The sequence below is a fragment of the Kitasatospora sp. GP30 genome, from assembly GCF_029892145.1.
Taxonomy (GTDB): domain Bacteria; phylum Actinomycetota; class Actinomycetes; order Streptomycetales; family Streptomycetaceae; genus Kitasatospora; species Kitasatospora acidiphila.
In genome coordinates this window covers 1-16,221 of the sequence record NZ_JARZAH010000058.1, presented here as the reverse complement: position 1 = coordinate 16,221, position 16,221 = coordinate 1, and the positions used below count along the sequence as shown (strand labels likewise).

Annotated in this window: 12 protein-coding genes and 1 pseudogene; 9 read left to right on the top strand and 4 right to left on the bottom strand. The window is 69.0% G+C overall.

The genetic code is table 11. From position 1 onward, the window contains the following. The first annotated feature begins 214 nt into the window (after window positions 1–214). From P3T35_RS38225 to P3T35_RS38215, 3 genes are all read left to right on the top strand, one after another. The gene (locus tag P3T35_RS38225) at window positions 215–1,024 is read left to right on the top strand and encodes an IPT/TIG domain-containing protein (protein ID WP_348533458.1); all 810 of its coding nucleotides are present in this window, start codon (window positions 215–217) and stop codon (window positions 1,022–1,024) included. 671 nt (window positions 1,025–1,695) lie between these two features. Next, on the top strand, window positions 1,696–3,291 hold the full coding sequence (locus P3T35_RS38220; RefSeq protein WP_280709539.1) for a multicopper oxidase family protein: 1,596 nt from the start codon (window positions 1,696–1,698) through the stop codon (window positions 3,289–3,291). A gap of 222 nt (window positions 3,292–3,513) precedes the next feature. After that, window positions 3,514–4,629 (top strand): ADP-ribosylglycohydrolase family protein, encoded by a 1,116-nt coding sequence (locus tag P3T35_RS38215; protein WP_280709537.1) that lies wholly within the window; start codon window positions 3,514–3,516, stop codon window positions 4,627–4,629. 110 nt (window positions 4,630–4,739) lie between these two features. Here P3T35_RS38215 and P3T35_RS38210 read toward each other — a convergent pair whose 3' ends face one another. The 3 genes from P3T35_RS38210 to P3T35_RS38200 form a co-directional block, all read right to left on the bottom strand. Next, a complete protein-coding gene (locus tag P3T35_RS38210; RefSeq protein ID WP_101378205.1) occupies window positions 4,740–6,683 on the bottom strand; it encodes a glycoside hydrolase family 9 protein in 1,944 nt (647 codons plus the stop codon). A gap of 76 nt (window positions 6,684–6,759) precedes the next feature. Beyond that, window positions 6,760–8,019 carry a HAMP domain-containing sensor histidine kinase gene (locus P3T35_RS38205; protein ID WP_280709534.1) on the bottom strand — a complete coding sequence of 420 codons (1,260 nt, stop codon included), beginning with the start codon at window positions 8,017–8,019 and terminating at the stop codon, window positions 6,760–6,762. After that, window positions 8,016–8,690: a response regulator transcription factor gene (locus P3T35_RS38200; protein ID WP_101378204.1), complete on the bottom strand. Its 675-nt coding sequence runs from the start codon at window positions 8,688–8,690 to the stop codon at window positions 8,016–8,018. The genes P3T35_RS38205 and P3T35_RS38200 overlap by 4 nt, the downstream gene beginning before the upstream one ends. Window positions 8,691–9,638: 948 nt before the next feature. Between P3T35_RS38200 and P3T35_RS38195 the strand changes: the two genes are divergently transcribed. From P3T35_RS38195 to P3T35_RS38185, 3 genes and pseudogenes are all read left to right on the top strand, one after another. Next, window positions 9,639–10,058 carry an ATP-binding protein gene (locus P3T35_RS38195; protein WP_280709533.1) on the top strand — a complete coding sequence of 140 codons (420 nt, stop codon included), beginning with the start codon at window positions 9,639–9,641 and terminating at the stop codon, window positions 10,056–10,058. A gap of 483 nt (window positions 10,059–10,541) precedes the next feature. Further along, window positions 10,542–11,606: pseudogene (locus P3T35_RS38190) on the top strand (transposase). Window positions 11,607–11,642: 36 nt separating this feature from the next. After that, window positions 11,643–12,332 (top strand): cytidylate kinase family protein, encoded by a 690-nt coding sequence (locus P3T35_RS38185; RefSeq protein ID WP_101378201.1) that lies wholly within the window; start codon window positions 11,643–11,645, stop codon window positions 12,330–12,332. Window positions 12,333–12,616: 284 nt separating this feature from the next. On the opposite strand, the gene P3T35_RS38180 is transcribed toward P3T35_RS38185, so the two are convergent. Continuing rightward, a complete protein-coding gene (locus P3T35_RS38180; protein WP_101378200.1) occupies window positions 12,617–12,814 on the bottom strand; it encodes a hypothetical protein in 198 nt (65 codons plus the stop codon). Between the two features lie 300 nt (window positions 12,815–13,114). Between P3T35_RS38180 and P3T35_RS38175 the strand changes: the two genes are divergently transcribed. The 3 genes from P3T35_RS38175 (at window position 13,115) to P3T35_RS38165 (ending at window position 16,070) form a co-directional block, all read left to right on the top strand. Next, window positions 13,115–14,089 (top strand): L,D-transpeptidase family protein, encoded by a 975-nt coding sequence (locus P3T35_RS38175; RefSeq protein ID WP_101378199.1) that lies wholly within the window; start codon window positions 13,115–13,117, stop codon window positions 14,087–14,089. 512 nt (window positions 14,090–14,601) lie between these two features. After that, a complete protein-coding gene (locus P3T35_RS38170; RefSeq protein ID WP_101378198.1) occupies window positions 14,602–14,985 on the top strand; it encodes a hypothetical protein in 384 nt (127 codons plus the stop codon). A gap of 497 nt (window positions 14,986–15,482) precedes the next feature. After that, entirely contained in the window at window positions 15,483–16,070 is a 588-nt protein-coding gene (locus P3T35_RS38165; protein ID WP_280709531.1) for a hypothetical protein, read from the top strand. Window positions 16,071–16,221 lie beyond the last annotated feature (151 nt).

Below are 16,221 nucleotides of genomic sequence, written 5' to 3'. Positions count from 1 at the left end.
CGGGGGGAGTCGCATGCTCGACCAAATGGGTGACGAGGCGACAGCTCTCTTGCCATGCGACTGGCTGGGCGAGTTACTGATGTACATCCGAACCGGCGGGCCGCCCATCCCTTCGCAGAGGGTGCGCTGCCATCGGCACGTGCCGGGCCCCGCTCACGATGCCTGGTGATTTCCTGCATCAGCGATGTCGCAACGCGCCTCTCGCGTGGAGGGGATGCAAGCGCCCGCACAACGTCTACGTTGCGTGAGGGATGCCATGCCTCTCCTTCCGGATCAGGGCACCACCGCTGGTGGTACCACGGTGACCATCACCGGCACGAACCTCGACGGGGCAACCGCAGTGAACTTCGGTTCCAAGTCGGCGACCAACATCACCAATGTCTCTACCAACCGGCTCACCGCCGTCTCACCTGCGGGAACGGGGACGGTGGCAGTAACGGTCACAACCGCGGGCGGCACCAGCGCCCCGGCACCGTTCTTCTACGTGGGCGCCCCATCGATCGTCTCCGTCAGCCCCGACGGCGGACAGTTCATCGGCGGCAACACCGTCACCATCACCGGTCTGAACCTGGTCACTGCCAGTGCCGTGAACTTCGGGACCAACGCGGGCACGATCACCAGCGTGAGCGCCAGTGAGATCTCTGTCACGGTACCCAGAGCAAGCGGTCTCGGGACTGTTCCGGTCACCGTGGTTACCGCGGGAGGCAGCGCCGACGGCATCAGCTACAGCTATGTCGCCAACCCGACGATCACCGCCCTCGTTCCCGCCGAGGGGCCGTTGTCGGGCGGCACGCTCGTCACCATCACCGGTACCGAGCTGAGTTCGACTGAGCAGGTAGTGTTCGGCCCCAATGCCATAAGTACCGGTGGGCCAAGCGCTCCGTTTACGGTTGTCTCTGACACCGAGATCGCGGCAGTCGCGCCGCCGAACGCAGCAGGCGCAGCTGACGTGATCGTCAAGGCCGTCGGTGGCAGCTCCAGCCTGGCCGGCGGCTACACCTACCTCGCCGGGCCGGGAATCTGACCCCGTGTCTCGGGTTTCCTTTCCGGGGCGTCCCGGTGGTCGCACGGCCTGGTCTGCGCGTGGGAGGGTCCAGGTGGAGTACCTGCAGCCCGCGAAGAACTGAGCGGGCTGGGACGAACGAGCTGGACGCGGACGAGTGGCGGCCTGGCCCGGGGCGGCGGTGGTTTCGGCTAGTACACCAACGCTCGCAAGACCGAGACGCACCTGGTGGACGCAGGGGCCCCGGAACTGGCCCGGCAACTCGGTGACGCGGTGCGTCCGGGCCACCCGGTGCGACAGATCACCGAGAACGGCCATGACGTCGAGGGCCGTTCCGATGTGCCAGTCGGAAGGTCACGGTGTGCCATGCGGGGGCGCCAACGGACGGCCGTCTTCGCGGTGGGCGGGGCGACCTCGACGAAGGCGACCCCGCACGCACGTCCCGCGGGCGATCCCGCCCGTGCTCGGCATTGGGCCGGCCGTCCGCGTCACCGCCACCGTCGCGTACCCGCGCTCCTCGACCGCGTCGCGAATCGGTAGCCGTTCGGCAACACTGAGTCACATATCCTCGGGTGCCCGTGGCGTGGCTGCTCTCGCGAGCTGACGGAAGAACAAGCCGTTTCCTCGGCCGACGATCGATGGATGCCGCGCCGTGTGGAACCTCCTGCCGTACGACATGAAACGGAGCACCGATGTCCGACGACCCCGGAAGAACGCCCCGCCCCGAACGCCTCCTGCCACCACGAAGACGCCTGATCCGCGCGCTGACGGCGGTGGTCCTGCTGATGTCGGCGACCTTTTGGACCAAGGCCGTCGCGGTATCGACAGCGGCGGCCGACTCGCCGCCGTCCACCGCCGCCCAGGAAGAGGGGATGACGGCTGGAGCGCCCTTCCGCGACCCCGCCGACGCCGAAACCCACCAGGATCTGACCATCACCCTGGACGCGGCCTCGACGCGGTTCGACCTGTCCGGACGCAAGGTGTGGGGCCAGTCGTACAACGGCGTGTACGTCGCCCCCACCATCCGCGTGACACCCGGTTCGATCGTCACCGTCCACCTGGTCAACCACCTGCCGGTCGCCACCAACCTGCACTTCCACGGCCTGCACGTCTCACCGTCGGACCACTCGGACAACCCCTTCCTGTGTGTGTCTCCGGGCAGTTCCCTCACCTACTCGCTGGCCATCCCGGCCGACCATCCGCTCGGCACGTACTGGTACCACAGTCACGCCATGGGCACCGCCTGCCCGCCGTCCGGCTCACCGGCCGCGCAGAACAGGTCCGCGTCCGACTTCGTCCCCGGCGATGTGGAGAACCAGATCTTCGCTGGTCTGTCCGGTGCGCTGATCGTCGGCGACGACCGCACACTGCTCCCCCGGCCGCTGCGTCACATCCGTGCACACACCTTCGTGCTGAAAGACGCGCAGATCGACGCCACCGGTCACATCGTCCAGAACACCGCCACCACGTCGATCAACTCGAACGACCCGACGGTGCGGCTGATCAACGGACAACTGCGGCCGGTCCTGTCCATGAAGCCGGGGCAGACACAGCTGTGGCGCCTCGTCAACGCGGGAGCCGACATCATCTACCAGCTGCGGCTGGACGGCCACCACTTCACCGTCATCGGCGAGGACGGCACTCCCGTCGCGCGGACGACCACCGCTGACACGCTCCTGCTGCCCCCGGGCAAGCGCTACGACGTGCTCGTCACCGCGGACGGTCGCCCGTGCGAAGCGATCCTGCGCACCACCGCCTACAGCAACGGCCCGCAGGGGGACTCCTACCCCGATGTGGCCCTGGCCGACATCGTGGTGGCCGGCCACCCCGTGGACCGGCTGCCCACCGTCTCCGGCGCCATGCCCACCGCTCCGAGGGACCTCTCCACCGCGCCGATCGCCCGGCACCGCTCCCTGGACCTGTCCGAGAACGCCGCGGGGACCGTGTTCTACATCAACGGCGCGCAGTTCTCGACGGACACCTCCGTCTTCGACACACCCGCCCGCCTCGGCACCGTCGAGGAGTGGACCGTCCGCAACCTCAGCGGCGAGGACCACCCCTTCCACCTGCACACCAGCCACTTCCAGGTGATGTCGGTGAACGACGTGCCGCAGCCCTACACCGCTCGGCAGGACATCGTCATGGTGCCGCACGCCGTGAACGGCGTGCCCGGACAGGTGGTGCTGCGAGTGCCCTTTGCCGACTACACCGGCAGATGGCTGTTCCACTGCCACATCGCGGCCCATGAGGACAACGGCATGATGAGCTTCATCAACGTCGTCTCCTGAGCAGGGCCGGTGGACGACATGGCAGGGCCTCTTGTGCGGCCGGATGGTTTCGTCACCCCTGGACCACCAAGAGGCCCTGCTTCTACTGCAGTTATCGGTGAACCGGCCTACCTCGCCGAGAGCTGTGGATCAGTTTGCTCACAGGCACTGACCGAGCGTCACCCCGGCCGCCTACTATGGGGCGCTCCAGCCCGCACTGACTGACGAATTCCTGGAGCATTGGTGACCCCTCGGTTGACGTATCCCTCCTGGGGCGAGTTGACCGCCTTCCGCTCCCGGGTGCGCGGCTGCCTGCTCGGTGGCGCCATCGGAGACGCGCTCGGCTACCCGATCGAGTTCCTGACCCTCAGCGCGATCCGGGCCGCCTACGGTGCAGGCGGCATCACAGACCTGGTCCCAGATCAGGAGGGCGTGACCGGCCGGATCACGGACGACACCCAGATGACCCTCTTCACCGTCGAGGCCGTCTCGGCGGCCTACCGCCGGGAGCAGGCGAAGGGCATCGGCGGCGCGGCGACCATGATGGTGCGCGACGCGTATCTGCGCTGGCTGGACACCCAGGAGCACCCAGTGCCGCCGCCCGCGGACGGAGTCCGGCACCGTAGTTGGAGCGGGCTGCGCGACGAGGCCTGGCTGTACGCGCGGCGAGCGCCAGGCAACGCCTGCCTGTCCGGTCTGCGGGAGAACTACGCCCCGACCCACTGGAGCCCGCTGGACGGGAGCGCCGGCCCGGTGAACCCGGCCTCGAAGGGGTGCGGCACCGTCATGCGCTCCGCGCCGTTCGGCCTCACCGGCTCGGGGGCCCAGCGCTCCTTCGAACTCGCCGCCCGCTGCGCGCAGATCACCCACGGGCACCCGACCGGCTACTACGCCGCCGGTGCGTTGGCCGCCATGGTCAGCTGCCTGACCGAGGGTGACACGTTGGAGGGTGCGGCCATGCGGACCCTTTGGCTGCTCGCCCGCTATCCCGGTCACGAGGAGACGACGGCCGCGCTGCGCAAGGCCGCGGACCTCGCCGCTGAGGGCGGGGCGACGCCGGAGAAGGTCGAATCTCTGGGCGCGGGCTGGATCGCGGAGGAGGCCCTGGCGATCGCGCTCTATGCGGCTCTGACCCAGAAATCCGTCAAGGATGCCCTGCTGCTGTCCGTCAACCACTCCGGCGACAGCGACTCCACCGGCGCCATCTGCGGCAACCTGCTCGGAGCCCGTCACGGCGACGTCCGCCTACCGAAGGACTGGGTGCCCAGGATCGAGGGCCGCGGGCTCATTGCAGCGCTCGCGGATGACCTCGCGGCCGAGGTCAACCCAGCCGACGCCCGCCGCTGGGAAGACCACTGACTCCAGTCCGGGCGGGGTGAGGCCAGGCAGGGCTGCGCGCGGCTCCTGCGTACCTGCGCAGGTCGGTCCTGGTGCGTGAGGTGAACGAGCGGGCCGCGCCGCTCAGCCCTTCAGCTCTGCGACAGGGCGAACGCCAGCATCGCGGTGGAGGTGAAGTCGACGGAGGGTTCCACGGTCTGCCAGGCGCCCGCGTCGTCGAGGAAGCGTGCCTTGGCCCCGTCGAAGTCGCTCCAGGGAGTACCGGGGTTGGAGGAGCAGCGCTTCATGGTGGGGAAGGTGTTGAGTTCGGCGAGCTTTTCTGCCGCGTTGGGTCCGTTGACCACGGCGCCGCGCAGGATGTCGCCCGTGCCGTCGAGGCTGCCGCCGAGGTTGGCCAGTTGGTGTTCCGGGCAGTGGGGGTAGACCTCGCCTGCGCCGATCATGAAGGTGCTGCCCCAGGAGTTGGCGCCCAGTGCCCAGCCGCGCTGTTGCGCGCCGAAGGCGTCGTAGCGGTGGTCGCCGGTGGCCTTCGAGTAGATCTGTGCGGTGGCGACCAGGCCGAAGGTGTGCGGTACCGAGTCGAAGTCGGTGTATACGGCGCCTGCCCTGAAGGGGTCCTTGGCGGCCCGGTTCACGCCGTCGTCCAGTTGTCGGCGCAGGTCGCCGCGCAGGTCGTTGGGGGTCGCGCTGTCCGTGTCGTTCTCGCTGTCCGCCTTCAGGGCGGTGAGCAGGTCGGCGTGGGCGAGGGCGCTGACGTCGCCGACGCCGAGGGTGCCCTTGGTGTCGGAGGTGATGTACTGCTTCGCCCAGTGCTGCGCCTGTTGCTGCCAGTCTGTGGCCCGGTCGTCGCCCAGTGTCTTGGCTGCCAGGCTCATTTCGGTGGCGCCGAACTCCATGTCGTCCTGCCAGGAGTCCTCGGGGTAGAAGTTGTGCGGGAATGCGGTGACCAGTTCGCCGCCGGGCTGGGTGTTTGCCTGGGTGTAGACGGCGGCGGCCTTGTCGAGCCAGGTCTTGGCGGCGGCTGGATCGCTCTGGGCGCTGTTCTGCGCGGCGAGTGCGAAGACCGCGGCCATGCGGCCGGCGAGGTTGGGGCTGATCGGTGCGCCGGGTTCGTTGGCCCGGAAGACCGGCCGGTTCTTGATCAGGTAGTCGGGGTCACCCGGTTGCACGTTCAGTTTGTCGTCGGCCTCGGGCAGCCGCCAGATGTCGTGGTCGGTCCGGATGTTGTCGTTGCCCGCGCCGATGCCGACCTGGGCGTAGAGGGTGCCGGTCTTGCCGTCCCACATCTTGTCCAGCCAGGTCAGGCCTTGTTCGGCCTCGTCGGCGAGGCCTGCGGCGTGCGGTGCGGTGCGTAGGGCCAGCAGCAGGTCGGCGGTGCTGTAGGCGGTGGTGTGCGTGAACTTGAGGAAGTCACCCGCGTCGGTCCAGCCGCCCGAGACATCGATGGGGCCACCCACCGGAGTCAGTTTCGCGTCGAGCAGCTGGGTGCCGTCCTCGTTGTAGTGCGGGGTGGCGTAGACCGTTGCCTGGCGGTCCGCCAGGTGGGAGGGCTGGCGGTGCATGACGTGGGGCAGGACGTCCGCGCCGTCGCGCTGGGCCTGGAAGAAGCGGACGTTGTCCTCGATGAGCGGGGTGAGCAGGTCCTTGGCGGTCGCGATGCGGAACTTCGGGGAGCTGCCGCTGGCCGTGCCGGTGAGTTCGAGGCGGTAGCTGCCCGGGGTGTTGACGGCCGAAAGGTCCACGGTGTGGACGTCTGGGTACGTGCTGTTCCAGGTTCCGGTGCGGCTGCCGACCTGGCCGGTGGCCACGGTGGCGCCGTGCTCGTCCACCAGCCGGTAGCCGGCCCGGCTCAGTCCGGCTTCCGTCCCCATCACGAAGGCCTGCTTGGCCTCCCCGACGGCGTAGCCGACCTGGTCGACCCGGATCACGGCCGGGGCAGCCTGGGCCGGGTCCCCGCCGGGAGTGGTTCCGGCCGCGGGCAGGGCGTAGAAGACCGCGCCGACGCCGAGCGTGGCGGTTGCGAGGAGTGCGGTGGAGCGCAGGCTCCACGTGGGGCTGGAGGGGGAAGTGGACATGGCTTCACCCTGCCCGGGGCTGCATGAGATGAAGATGAGGCGGCCTGGCGAGGGGGCCGCGCCTTGTTAGGGTGGGTCAGCTGCTGCTGTGTTCCGGTAGAAGGAGCTCGGCTAGCGTTCCGCCATCGGGGGTCTGGGAGAGCCGGGTGGTGCCGCCGTGGAGCTCGGCCACCCAGCGGACGATGGCGAGGCCGGTGCCGGTGCCGGTGCTGGCGGGCCCGGTGACGCGTCGTTCGAAGGCCCGGGTGCGGTCGTGGGGCGGTATGCCGGGGCCGTGGTCCCGTACGGCGACCCGGGTGGCGGCGACCGACACTTCGACGGGGGTGCCGCCGCCGTGTTGTAGGGCGTTCTCCACGAGGTTGCGGACCGCTTGGGTCAGCAGCTCGGGATCCCCCTCGACGATGACGGCTTGGGTGGTGATGGTGACGCCGTTGGGATCCGGCAACTCCTCCACGGTCTGTTCGACGAGCTGGTCGAGGCGCAGCGGGGTGAGTTCGACGTCTTGGGTACCGGCTTCCACCCGGGCGCGGGCCAGTAGCCCGGTGACGAGTTTGCCCAGCCGGTCGACCAGCCGGACTGCCTCGTCCAGGGCTGTGGTTGCCCGGTGGGGTGTGGCGCTGCCGTTCTCCACCACCAGACGCAAGGTGGCCAGCGGTGTGCGCAGTTCGTGGGCGGCTTCCGCGAGGAACTGCTCTTGCCGCTCAAGTCCCTGGAGAGCCGGCCGCATTGAGCGCCCGGTCAGCAGGTGGCCCGCTGCGGCTGCCGCCAGTACGAGTGCAGCACAGCCCGAGGCCAGCCACTGGATCAGCCGTGCGTGTGCCGCCTGGCTGGGGGCCGGATCGGCTCCGACCAGCACGGTGGCGCCGATCCTGTCGTTGTCCCAGACCGGGGCTGCGGCCCAGTGGTACTCGCGCCCGTTGGCGGCCGTGGTGGTGACCAGGGCGGTCTCCTGGTCGTGTTGGACTTCCTGCCAGATCTCGTCGACTTCCGCCTGGTCGGGCAGGGCGGTCTGGGAGGGGTACGTGTAGCGGACCTGCGGTCCGGTGTTCGGGAGTGTCTGGAGAACGCCGAGAACCTCGGCGCTACGAGCGAGTTCGTCTTCCTGCAGCGAGTCCAGGCGCAGGGTTCCGCCCGTGTCGTAGAAGAGGGTGCGGGCGAGGCCGTCGGCGCGGTGGCTGACGGCATTGTCGAGATCGTTGGTGCGGGATTGGCTGTCGGTGTGGACGGCGATGGTGGCGAGCACCAGTAGGCAGCCGGCGGTCGTTGCCGTGAAGAGCAGGGTCATCACCCACCGGGCGCGGTGCAGGCGGGCGGCGGCGGGAGTACGCGAGGTCACAGGCCCGTGGCCGGGTCGGCGAGGCGGTATCCGACGCCGCGTACCGTCATGATGAGCTCGGGTGGGCCCAGTCGGCGGCGCAGTTGGCCTATGAGGACGTCGACGACGTTGGAGAGCGGTTCGGCCTGCTCGTCCCAGCAGCGTTCGATGAGTTCGCTGCGGGTGACGACCTCGGCGGCGCGCAGCATCAGGACCTCCAGGACCGCGAACTCCTTCGCGGTCAGCGTGAGAAGTACGCCGTCTCGCCGTACCCGGTGGCGTGGAAGGTCGAGCTCCAGGTCGCCGACGCGCAGTTCGGGCGGCCGTGCGGGCTGGCCGCGGCGGCACAGGGTGCGCACCCGGGCGTTGAGCTCGGCGAATGCGAAGGGCTTGATGAGGTAGTCGTCGGCACCGTGCTCGAAGCCGGCCACCCGGTCGGTGACCGCATCCAGCGCGGTGAGCAGGAGGATCGGGAGGGTGGAGCCCGCTTTGCGCTGGGCGGTGAGGAGGGTGAGCGCGTCTCCGTCGGGCAGAGCTCGGTCGGCGATCAGGCAGTCGTATGTGTTGACGGCGAGCTTGAAGTCGGCCTCGGCGAGATCGCCGGCGAAGTCGACGGCGAAGCCGGCTTCGCGCAGGCCTGCCGTGATCGCCGGGCCGAGTTCGGGGTCGTCTTCAAGGACCAGTACGCGCATGACCGGGGAGCCTACTTGGCCGGGGGCGTGGCCCGGCTTCTTCCGGTGGAGCGCTCCCCGTTCCAGGAGGCGCTGTCCTCCCCGTGACCGCCCGCGTCGGTTCCCGGCACCCGTCGACCGCTCGGCCCGGGCGGGATGGTCTTCTCCGCATCCAAATCCAGTACCCGGAGCTGAGAGCCGGCTGAAGATCGGCGGATCTGCGCTCGAGGTGGGTTCGTCAGGCGGCGGAACCGGCGAGCGTGGAGTTCTTCGATGTCCTGTGACGCCGCGCCAGTGATTGCGCGGTGCACTCTACGTTTGCCCGGGGCATCGAGCGTGTGCTGGTCACGTGCGTGGCGGGCGGCGAACCGGCTAGGTAGGGGAGCGGGGGGTGCGGCAGGGGGAGCTGCTTGGCTATTGCACCAGTCGCCCGGCTCCGGGGTGGCCACCATCACGTTCCGGGCCGGTCCCCGCCCGTCCGCGGTGATGGAAGGCGCCACCAGTCTCTCCGGGGCGTACGACGGGTCGTGGGTGTTGAGGTCGGCGACGCATGTTGTAGACGGTGCGCTCGGAGTATGCGCCCAGCGTGCGGGTGGTCCGGGCGACGTGATCGTTCATCAGCTGCACCAGCTTGCCTTGGCGCAGCCCTCGTTCAGCCATCCGCTGCCGGAGAAGGACATTCACCCGGTGTACTCACCGTAGTGCTGACGTCACGCCTGGTGTAAGCCGGTCGGATTATCCTGAGGGCAGTTTTCCGGTCCCTTGCGGGCAGATTCCCTAACTTCTTCCTGCCCTACTCGGCGCTGACGGTCGTTCACTGGTTAGAAGCCGCTGGCGCTAGGCCCGTACCCCGAGGGCCTGCGCGAAGCCCGGCGGCATGAGTGGCGGTCCCGCCCCCGCGTCTCCCGTGCGGGGCGGGGGCCGCTCGACCTTCCGCAGAAAGCCCCGGATCCCATGACATCAGCAGCAGTGGCAGAGGCCCCCACGGACGCGGACACCGAGTGGCAGGACATGCCCTGCCGGCCGGAGTCGGCGGCCCTCGCCCGCCGGACCGTGCGGGCCCGCCTCAACGCGTGGGGGCTCGGGCAGCTGGGCGAGAACGCGGAGCTGCTGGTGACAGAGCTGGTCAGCAACGCCGCCCGCCACGCCGGCTGCCAGACAATCCGGCTCTACACCACTTTCGACGGCGTGGTCGTGCGCGTCGCGGTGCGGGACTCCAGCCGCACCATGCCCGTGCGGATCCACACCGACCGCGACGCCGAGAGCGGCCGCGGCCTGCACCTGGTCCACCGGCTCTCCCACCGCTGGGGAGCCGAGCCCCAACCGCTCGGCAAAGTGGTCTGGTTCGAGCTGCGCCGCCCGCGTTCGAAGAAGCCCGCCGGTCCATAGGAAGCCCCTGAACTCCCCGGCGCCCACGCACCGCGGGCAGGCCGCGCCGAACGCCGGGTAGTGGGCGCCGACCGTCACCGGGCGGGGTCCGTCCTCGCCGCGGAAGTACCCGATGACGGTCCGCACCGTCGTGGCGCGGTAGCGGCAGGACAGAGGCTGCTGCGAATCGATGACGGTGGCCTGTTGATGTGGGCTTGGTCTTGTAAGGGTCAGTCAGGTTCGCGGCAGTGCTCGTGTTGTGCTCCGCAGGGGGACTACAGGTGCCCGCTGCCCCTCAGCCTTTAGCAGCAGGCGGATGTGGGATGAACACCGGTGCATCTGTACGGCCGGGGCTTCAAGGCCGGCTCGCCGCAGTATGGGAGTAATGCTCATGACCTGTGGATCGGCCTCGGGCTGGACGCGAAGGGCGTACCTTCCCGAGTGATCGGCTTCTGGGTCATCGAGTAGGCCCGCGTAGCAGCGCGGGTCGGGAAGGTCCGCTCCGTGCTGAGCGTAGTGAATGCCGGTGGAACGACCGGGACCGGCTCTGTGATCGACGACATCGTCCGTGAGGGCGCCAGGCGGATGCCGGCCGCAGCCCTGGAGGCCGAGGTCAACACCTGTATAGCCGAGTTGGCTGATCAGCGGGATGAGCAGGGGTACCGCCTGGTCGTCCGCAACGGCTACCACCAGCCGAGGACGTGACCACCGCAGCCGGGACGGTCCAGGTGAAGGCGTCGCGGGTCAACGACAAGCGGGTCGGTGCGGCGTCGGGCGAGCGCAAGCGGTTCAGCTCGGCGATCCTTCCGCCGTGGTGCCGCAAGTCCCCGAAGATCAGCGAACTACTGCCGCTGCTCTACCTCCACGGCCTGTCGTCGGGGGACTTCGTGCCGGCGCTGGAGCAGTTCCTCGGTTCCTGGTCCGGCCTCTCGCCGGCCACCGTGACCCGGCTGACCGCTCGGTGGGAGGCCGACCGCAAGGCATTCGGCGGGCGCGACCTGTCCGCCACGGACTTACGTCTACGTCTGGGCCGACGGTATCCACCCGCGCATACGCTTGGAGGGAGCCAGGGCCGCGGTCCTGGTCGTCATGGGCGGGCGTGCGGACGGCACCAAGGAGCTGGTCGCGATGACGGACGGCTACCGCGAGTCCGCACAGTCCTGGGCCGGCCTGCTGCGGGACTGCCGGCGGCGCGGCATGCGCGCGCCCGTCCTGGCCGTCGCCGCGTTCGCCAAGCAGTACGGGGAGAGGTTCCCCAAGGCCGTCAAGAAGATCGTTGATGACGAGGCCGAGCTGCTGGCGTTCCACGACTTCCCTGCCGAGCACTGGATCCACCTGCGGACGTCGAACCCGATCGAGTCGACCTTCGCGACCGTCCGGTTTCGGACCACGGTCACCAAGGGGGCCGGCTCCCGCGCCGCCGCCCTGGCGATGGCCTTCAAGCTCGTCGAGTCCGCTCAGGCCCGTTGGCGAGCCGTGAACGCACCCCACCTGGTCGCTCTCGTCCGCGCCGGAGCCCGCTTCGAACGGGGCGCCCTCGTTGAACGCGAGCCGGCGACCGCAGCCTGACGTGGCCTACACACAGACACCGTGAGAGAGGCAGCAATGGATCAAGGTACCCGCGGCGAGCTCATCGATCGGCTGGCCGAGGCGATCAGGTCCGTCACGACCGCGCACCCGCTGCGGGTCGCCATCGACGGGCCGCCCGCCGCCGGCAAGACCACGCTGGCCGACGAACTCGCCGTCGTCCTGCGCTCGCAGGACCGCACCGTCATCCGCGCGACCATCGACGACTTCCTCTTCCCCCGTGCACAGCGCTACCGACGCGGCCAGTACTCGGCCGAAGGCTGCTACTTCGACGCCCACGACCACGCCGCGTTGTGCCGGGTCCTGCTCGACCCGCTAGGCCCGGGCGGACACCGAAGGTTCCAACACGCGGTCTACGACAGAGACACCGACACCCCACTGTCGCCACCGGCCACGACCGCCCCCGCAGACGCCGTACTGCTCTTCGACGGCGTCTTCCTCCTACGCCCAGAACTCATCGACCGGTGGGACCTGCGCATCTTCGTATCCGTCCCCTTCGAGCAGACGGTGGACCGAGCCCGGAACCGAGGCACAGCGCTGGCCGGATCCACCGCCGACACCACCGAAATCGAACGGTCCTGGCGCAGCCGCTACATCCCCTCCCAACAGCTCTACTCCGCCACAGCCCACCCAACCGACCACGCCGACATCATCGTGTACAACGCACAGCTCCAGCGGCCAGCCTGGGAAGCCTGCCGACCACACTGACCGATACACAGGATTTGACCATTGCTCCGGTACTGAGCGGGGCGTGGCGACCGGCGGCTGGTCGGGTAGGGCGCAGATGACCATCGAGTCGGCGGCCCGTGCGCTCGAAGTACTGGAGGTAGACACCGTCCCGGACTTAGACGATCTTTCGGACACGCTCGAGCAGCTCTTGGGTTGAGCACGGTCTATAGGTCTTGACGCGGACCGAGCTGTCAGTGGCAGGGGCCGTGCGTCCCGCCCCGGACCCATGATGCTGATCGTCGGGGCGGGGGCTGTCTGTGGCCTCAGGGGGTGATCAGTGCGCCGTGGGCGGTGGCGGGCTGGGAGTTGGGGCTTTCGGGGTAGGTGGCGGTGTAGCCGCCGTTGAGGATGATCAGCGGCGGGGCGAGGAGGGCGTTGCACGTCGCGATGCCGTTGGCGTCGGTGGTGGAGGTGCACAGTGGCGTGCTGCCGGTGGTGAAGGTGATGGGCTGGCCGGGCATGGGCTGGCCGGTGTCGAGGTCGGTCAGCGTCGCGGTCAGGATCCCTGCGTAGGGGGTTGGACGCCGCCTCGCGGGGTCTTTGTGCGGGCTCGGGACGAGATGGGCTCCAAGGCCCGGCGGCTGCTCCGGGAGTGGGACGGCCACGTCTGGGTGCTGGTGGCGCTCAGCGCTGAAAGGGGTGTCGGTGGTCATGATGGACGTCGATTGCGCCATTGTGGCTCGTAGCGGGTGGCGGGGAAGTGCATCGGGCCGCATCACGGCCTCGTTCTCAGTGGATTCCTCATGCGAGGAGGGACCTTGATGCCCGCGTGCCGGGACCGTCGTGCCGAGCCTGGTGCCTCGGTTGCCCGCTGTGCGGTGGTCGCTGTCGCGCTCGGGGTGGCCGCCGTTCTGTCTGCCCTGGCCGTCGCCACCGGTGCGCGAGCCTGCGCTGCCCGGCCCGGCACTCTCCTGGTATCCGGTTGCACCGTTGTGTGTCGCGGCAGCCTTTCCGCGATCGCGTACAGGGAGCATGTGCCCGGCGGTTGTCCGGCGTTGGCCGGCGCGAACCATGCCAGCTCGTCCGGCATCATCCGCTCGGGCGAGAAGCTGGTTCTTCCTGCCGGTTCCTCCATCGCCGGCCCCACCGCGGGCCCATTCCCACTCCCACTCCCATTCCGATTCCCGGTGCCATTCCCGGTGGCGGTGGCGGTGGCGGTCGGTCGGGCCACCCAGGTCATCACGGTGAAGGCATCCGGTTCCTACGCTACCGTCACGCTGTGGGCCAAGACGGCCGACTTCTGGCACATGATCGCCTTCACCGCCGCGGCCCGGATCGGCTCCCATGGCATCACCGATGGCGCCACCCGCATCCAGGGCACCGACACCACCCCCACCGGCACGTACACCATCACTGAAGGTTTCGGCGTTGGCGGCAATCCCGGCACGAGGATCCGCTACCACCAGGTCACCATCCACGACTGGTGGGTCCAGGACCCCACCAGCGCGTACTACAACCAGATGCGCACCGACACCCAGGGCGGCTTCCACCTCACAGAGGCAGGTGATGATGGCAGCGAACACCTCATCAACTATCCCATCCAGTACCACAACGCTCTGGTCATCGACTTCAACATGAACCCCGTCGTCAAGGGCCGTGGCGCCGGGATCTTCCTCCATGACCTTGGGCCGCAGGCCGGCCCCACTGCAGGCTGTGTCGCCGTCTCAGCGGAGTTCATGACGCAGGTCATGCAGTGGATCAATCCCGCTGACCACCCTGTCATCGCTATCGGCTGACCGTCGCCGAGGTGGCTTCCACTCGCTGGTCGACGTACTCGACAAGCTTGAGGACCGGGTGCATTGCCGATCGTCTTGGAGGTGGTCCTGGGGGTGGTCTTGGGGGTGGTGCTGGTGTCCGTCGGTGCTGTCGCGGGGTGCTGTCGTGGTGGGTGTTGTCGTGGTGGGTGTTGTCGTGTGTTGTGACGTACGCAGACGGCCGGGATTCTCTGCGGGGTGGCGGTGCGACGGGGGCCGTGACAGCCGCCGTTGGTGGAGGGCGGCGACAGCCGCCGGGTTGCCGGCTCGGCCGGGTTGCCGTGCCCCGGCGCCGCGGCCGGCATGTGGCTGGTTGTCGGTCTGCGGTGGCGTACACGGGAGGCCATCGGGTCGCACGGGCCCCGGCCGCCCGGTCTTGACCTGCCCGAACACGATTTCTGGGAACTTCCTGCGTATCCGTGGAACCGGATGCGTCGTCACGGGCGTGCCCCCATCAGCAACGTGAAAGCGTTTCCGACACATTGGGGGGACCAATGAACATCGCTCTTCGCCGCACCGTCGCCACCGCGGTGGTGGTGGCCGGTCTGGTCGGCATCGCCGCCGGCACCGCTTCCGCCAAGTCCGACGTGACCCTCTCCGTCAGCACCCACACCTTGCGCGTGGGCCAGTCCGTCAAGCTGACCGCTTGGGGTGATGACGACGCGGCCCGCGCCACCTATGCCTGCATCGACCAGCGGATCGGTTCGGGCGCCTGGCACCAGCTCGCCTGCAGCCCCAGTGCAGAGCGCCGACTGTCCGTCAACTCCCGTGCCCACCAGCGTGGCAAGGAGCAGTTCCGTGTCCGTCTCCTCGCCTCGCAGGGCGGCCACCTGGTGACGGACCGCATCTCCCCGGCAACCACCGTGACCGTCCGATAGCCACTGTCGGCCGGCTCCGAACGACAGCGGCTCGTCCCTGGCAACATCAAGGGCAGGGGCCGCCGTCGCTCGGGCGAGGACGGGCCGTTCCGGGGTCGGCACCCGGTCTTTACCGCCCACTTGCCGGCCGGGTTCCGCTGCTCGGTTGCCGGCGTTGGGGCGGATCCGGGTCAAGCGTCTGTGGTGTGGCTGCCGCTGTCTGATGTGGTCGGTTTCCGCCTGTACCCGGCTGTCGGTGCTGGGCTTTTCCGGTCTCGGACAGCGCCTGTTGGATCACTGGTCAGGTGCGGATGCCGCCGGGAGCTTTATGTTCGGAGTCTGACGGCATGTCGGAGGGCGGGTTGGCCTTGTTGGCAGTGTGGGTCGGGTAGCCGGGGGAGTGGGGCAGAATCGGTTCTGCCTGGCTAGCTGTTCGGGCTTGGCGGGCAAGGGGGGCATCGGTGGGGATTTTTTCGTCACATGGTCGTGAAGCACGACCGGCTCCGCCGCGCGGGTTGGTGGCAGAGGCGGCAGTCAACCCGGGCGGCTGGGTGTACGAGATCGCCGCCGAGTACGTCGATGACCCCCGGGGCTACGTGCCGCCGGAGGCGATCCGCCGTGGCTGGAAGGTCGGTCGGGACGGGGCGCTGACGGGTGAGTTCCAGGAGAATCAACGGTTCGGGCCACCGCAGGACGACTTCTCCCGGCTTGCTTCCCCCGACCACTGGCTGGGCTGGCTGGGCGAAGACCCTGCACTGGCCATCCGGGAGTCGATCGCCGGGATCCTCGGCGAGCAGGCACCTGGGGCCATAGTGGCGTGGCTCAAGGTGACGGACTTCCCACGGTTCCTCACCGGCGGCCGCCCGCACCCGCAGGATGAACAGCGCATCACCGTCACTCGGGCAGGTATCGCGGTGCCGTTCGCGCTGTCGGTCAGCGCCCCTGGGCAGCGCCGGGAGGTGCTCTGGGGGGTGTTCAGCTGGGCGGCGGTCGGGCTGGACCGGCCTGAAGGACGGCGGGACCGGCTCTGGTTCGACCTGCGCGTGGATGCCGACTGGGCTGAGGAACAACTGCGTTCGCGCGTCTACGGGGTCGTGGAGGCCTGAGTGCCAGCAGCAACGTTGTATGGCTTGTTGCCGCCTGCCGCCTGCTGCCTGCTGCCTGCTGCCTGCTGCCTGCTGCCTGCCGCCTGCCTTCCGCTTTCCGCTTTCCGAGGGCCCGGTCGGGTCCGTACAGGGCCAGGTCCATATGGACTGG

Bases quoted from the DNA above. Each gene is read 5' to 3' on its own strand.
- P3T35_RS38175 (WP_101378199.1), top strand. From the start codon at position 13,115: ATGCCCGCGTGCCGGGACCGTCGTGCCGAGCCTGGTGCCTCGGTTGCC.
- P3T35_RS38225 (WP_348533458.1), top strand. From the start codon at position 215: ATGCAAGCGCCCGCACAACGTCTACGTTGCGTGAGGGATGCCATGCCT.
- P3T35_RS38170 (WP_101378198.1), top strand. From the start codon at position 14,602: ATGAACATCGCTCTTCGCCGCACCGTCGCCACCGCGGTGGTGGTGGCC.
- P3T35_RS38185 (WP_101378201.1), top strand. From the start codon at position 11,643: ATGGATCAAGGTACCCGCGGCGAGCTCATCGATCGGCTGGCCGAGGCG.
- P3T35_RS38200 (WP_101378204.1), bottom strand. From the start codon at position 8,690: ATGCGCGTACTGGTCCTTGAAGACGACCCCGAACTCGGCCCGGCGATC.
- P3T35_RS38220 (WP_280709539.1), top strand. From the start codon at position 1,696: ATGTCCGACGACCCCGGAAGAACGCCCCGCCCCGAACGCCTCCTGCCA.
- P3T35_RS38180 (WP_101378200.1), bottom strand. From the start codon at position 12,814: ATGCCCGGCCAGCCCATCACCTTCACCACCGGCAGCACGCCACTGTGC.
- P3T35_RS38210 (WP_101378205.1), bottom strand. From the start codon at position 6,683: ATGTCCACTTCCCCCTCCAGCCCCACGTGGAGCCTGCGCTCCACCGCA.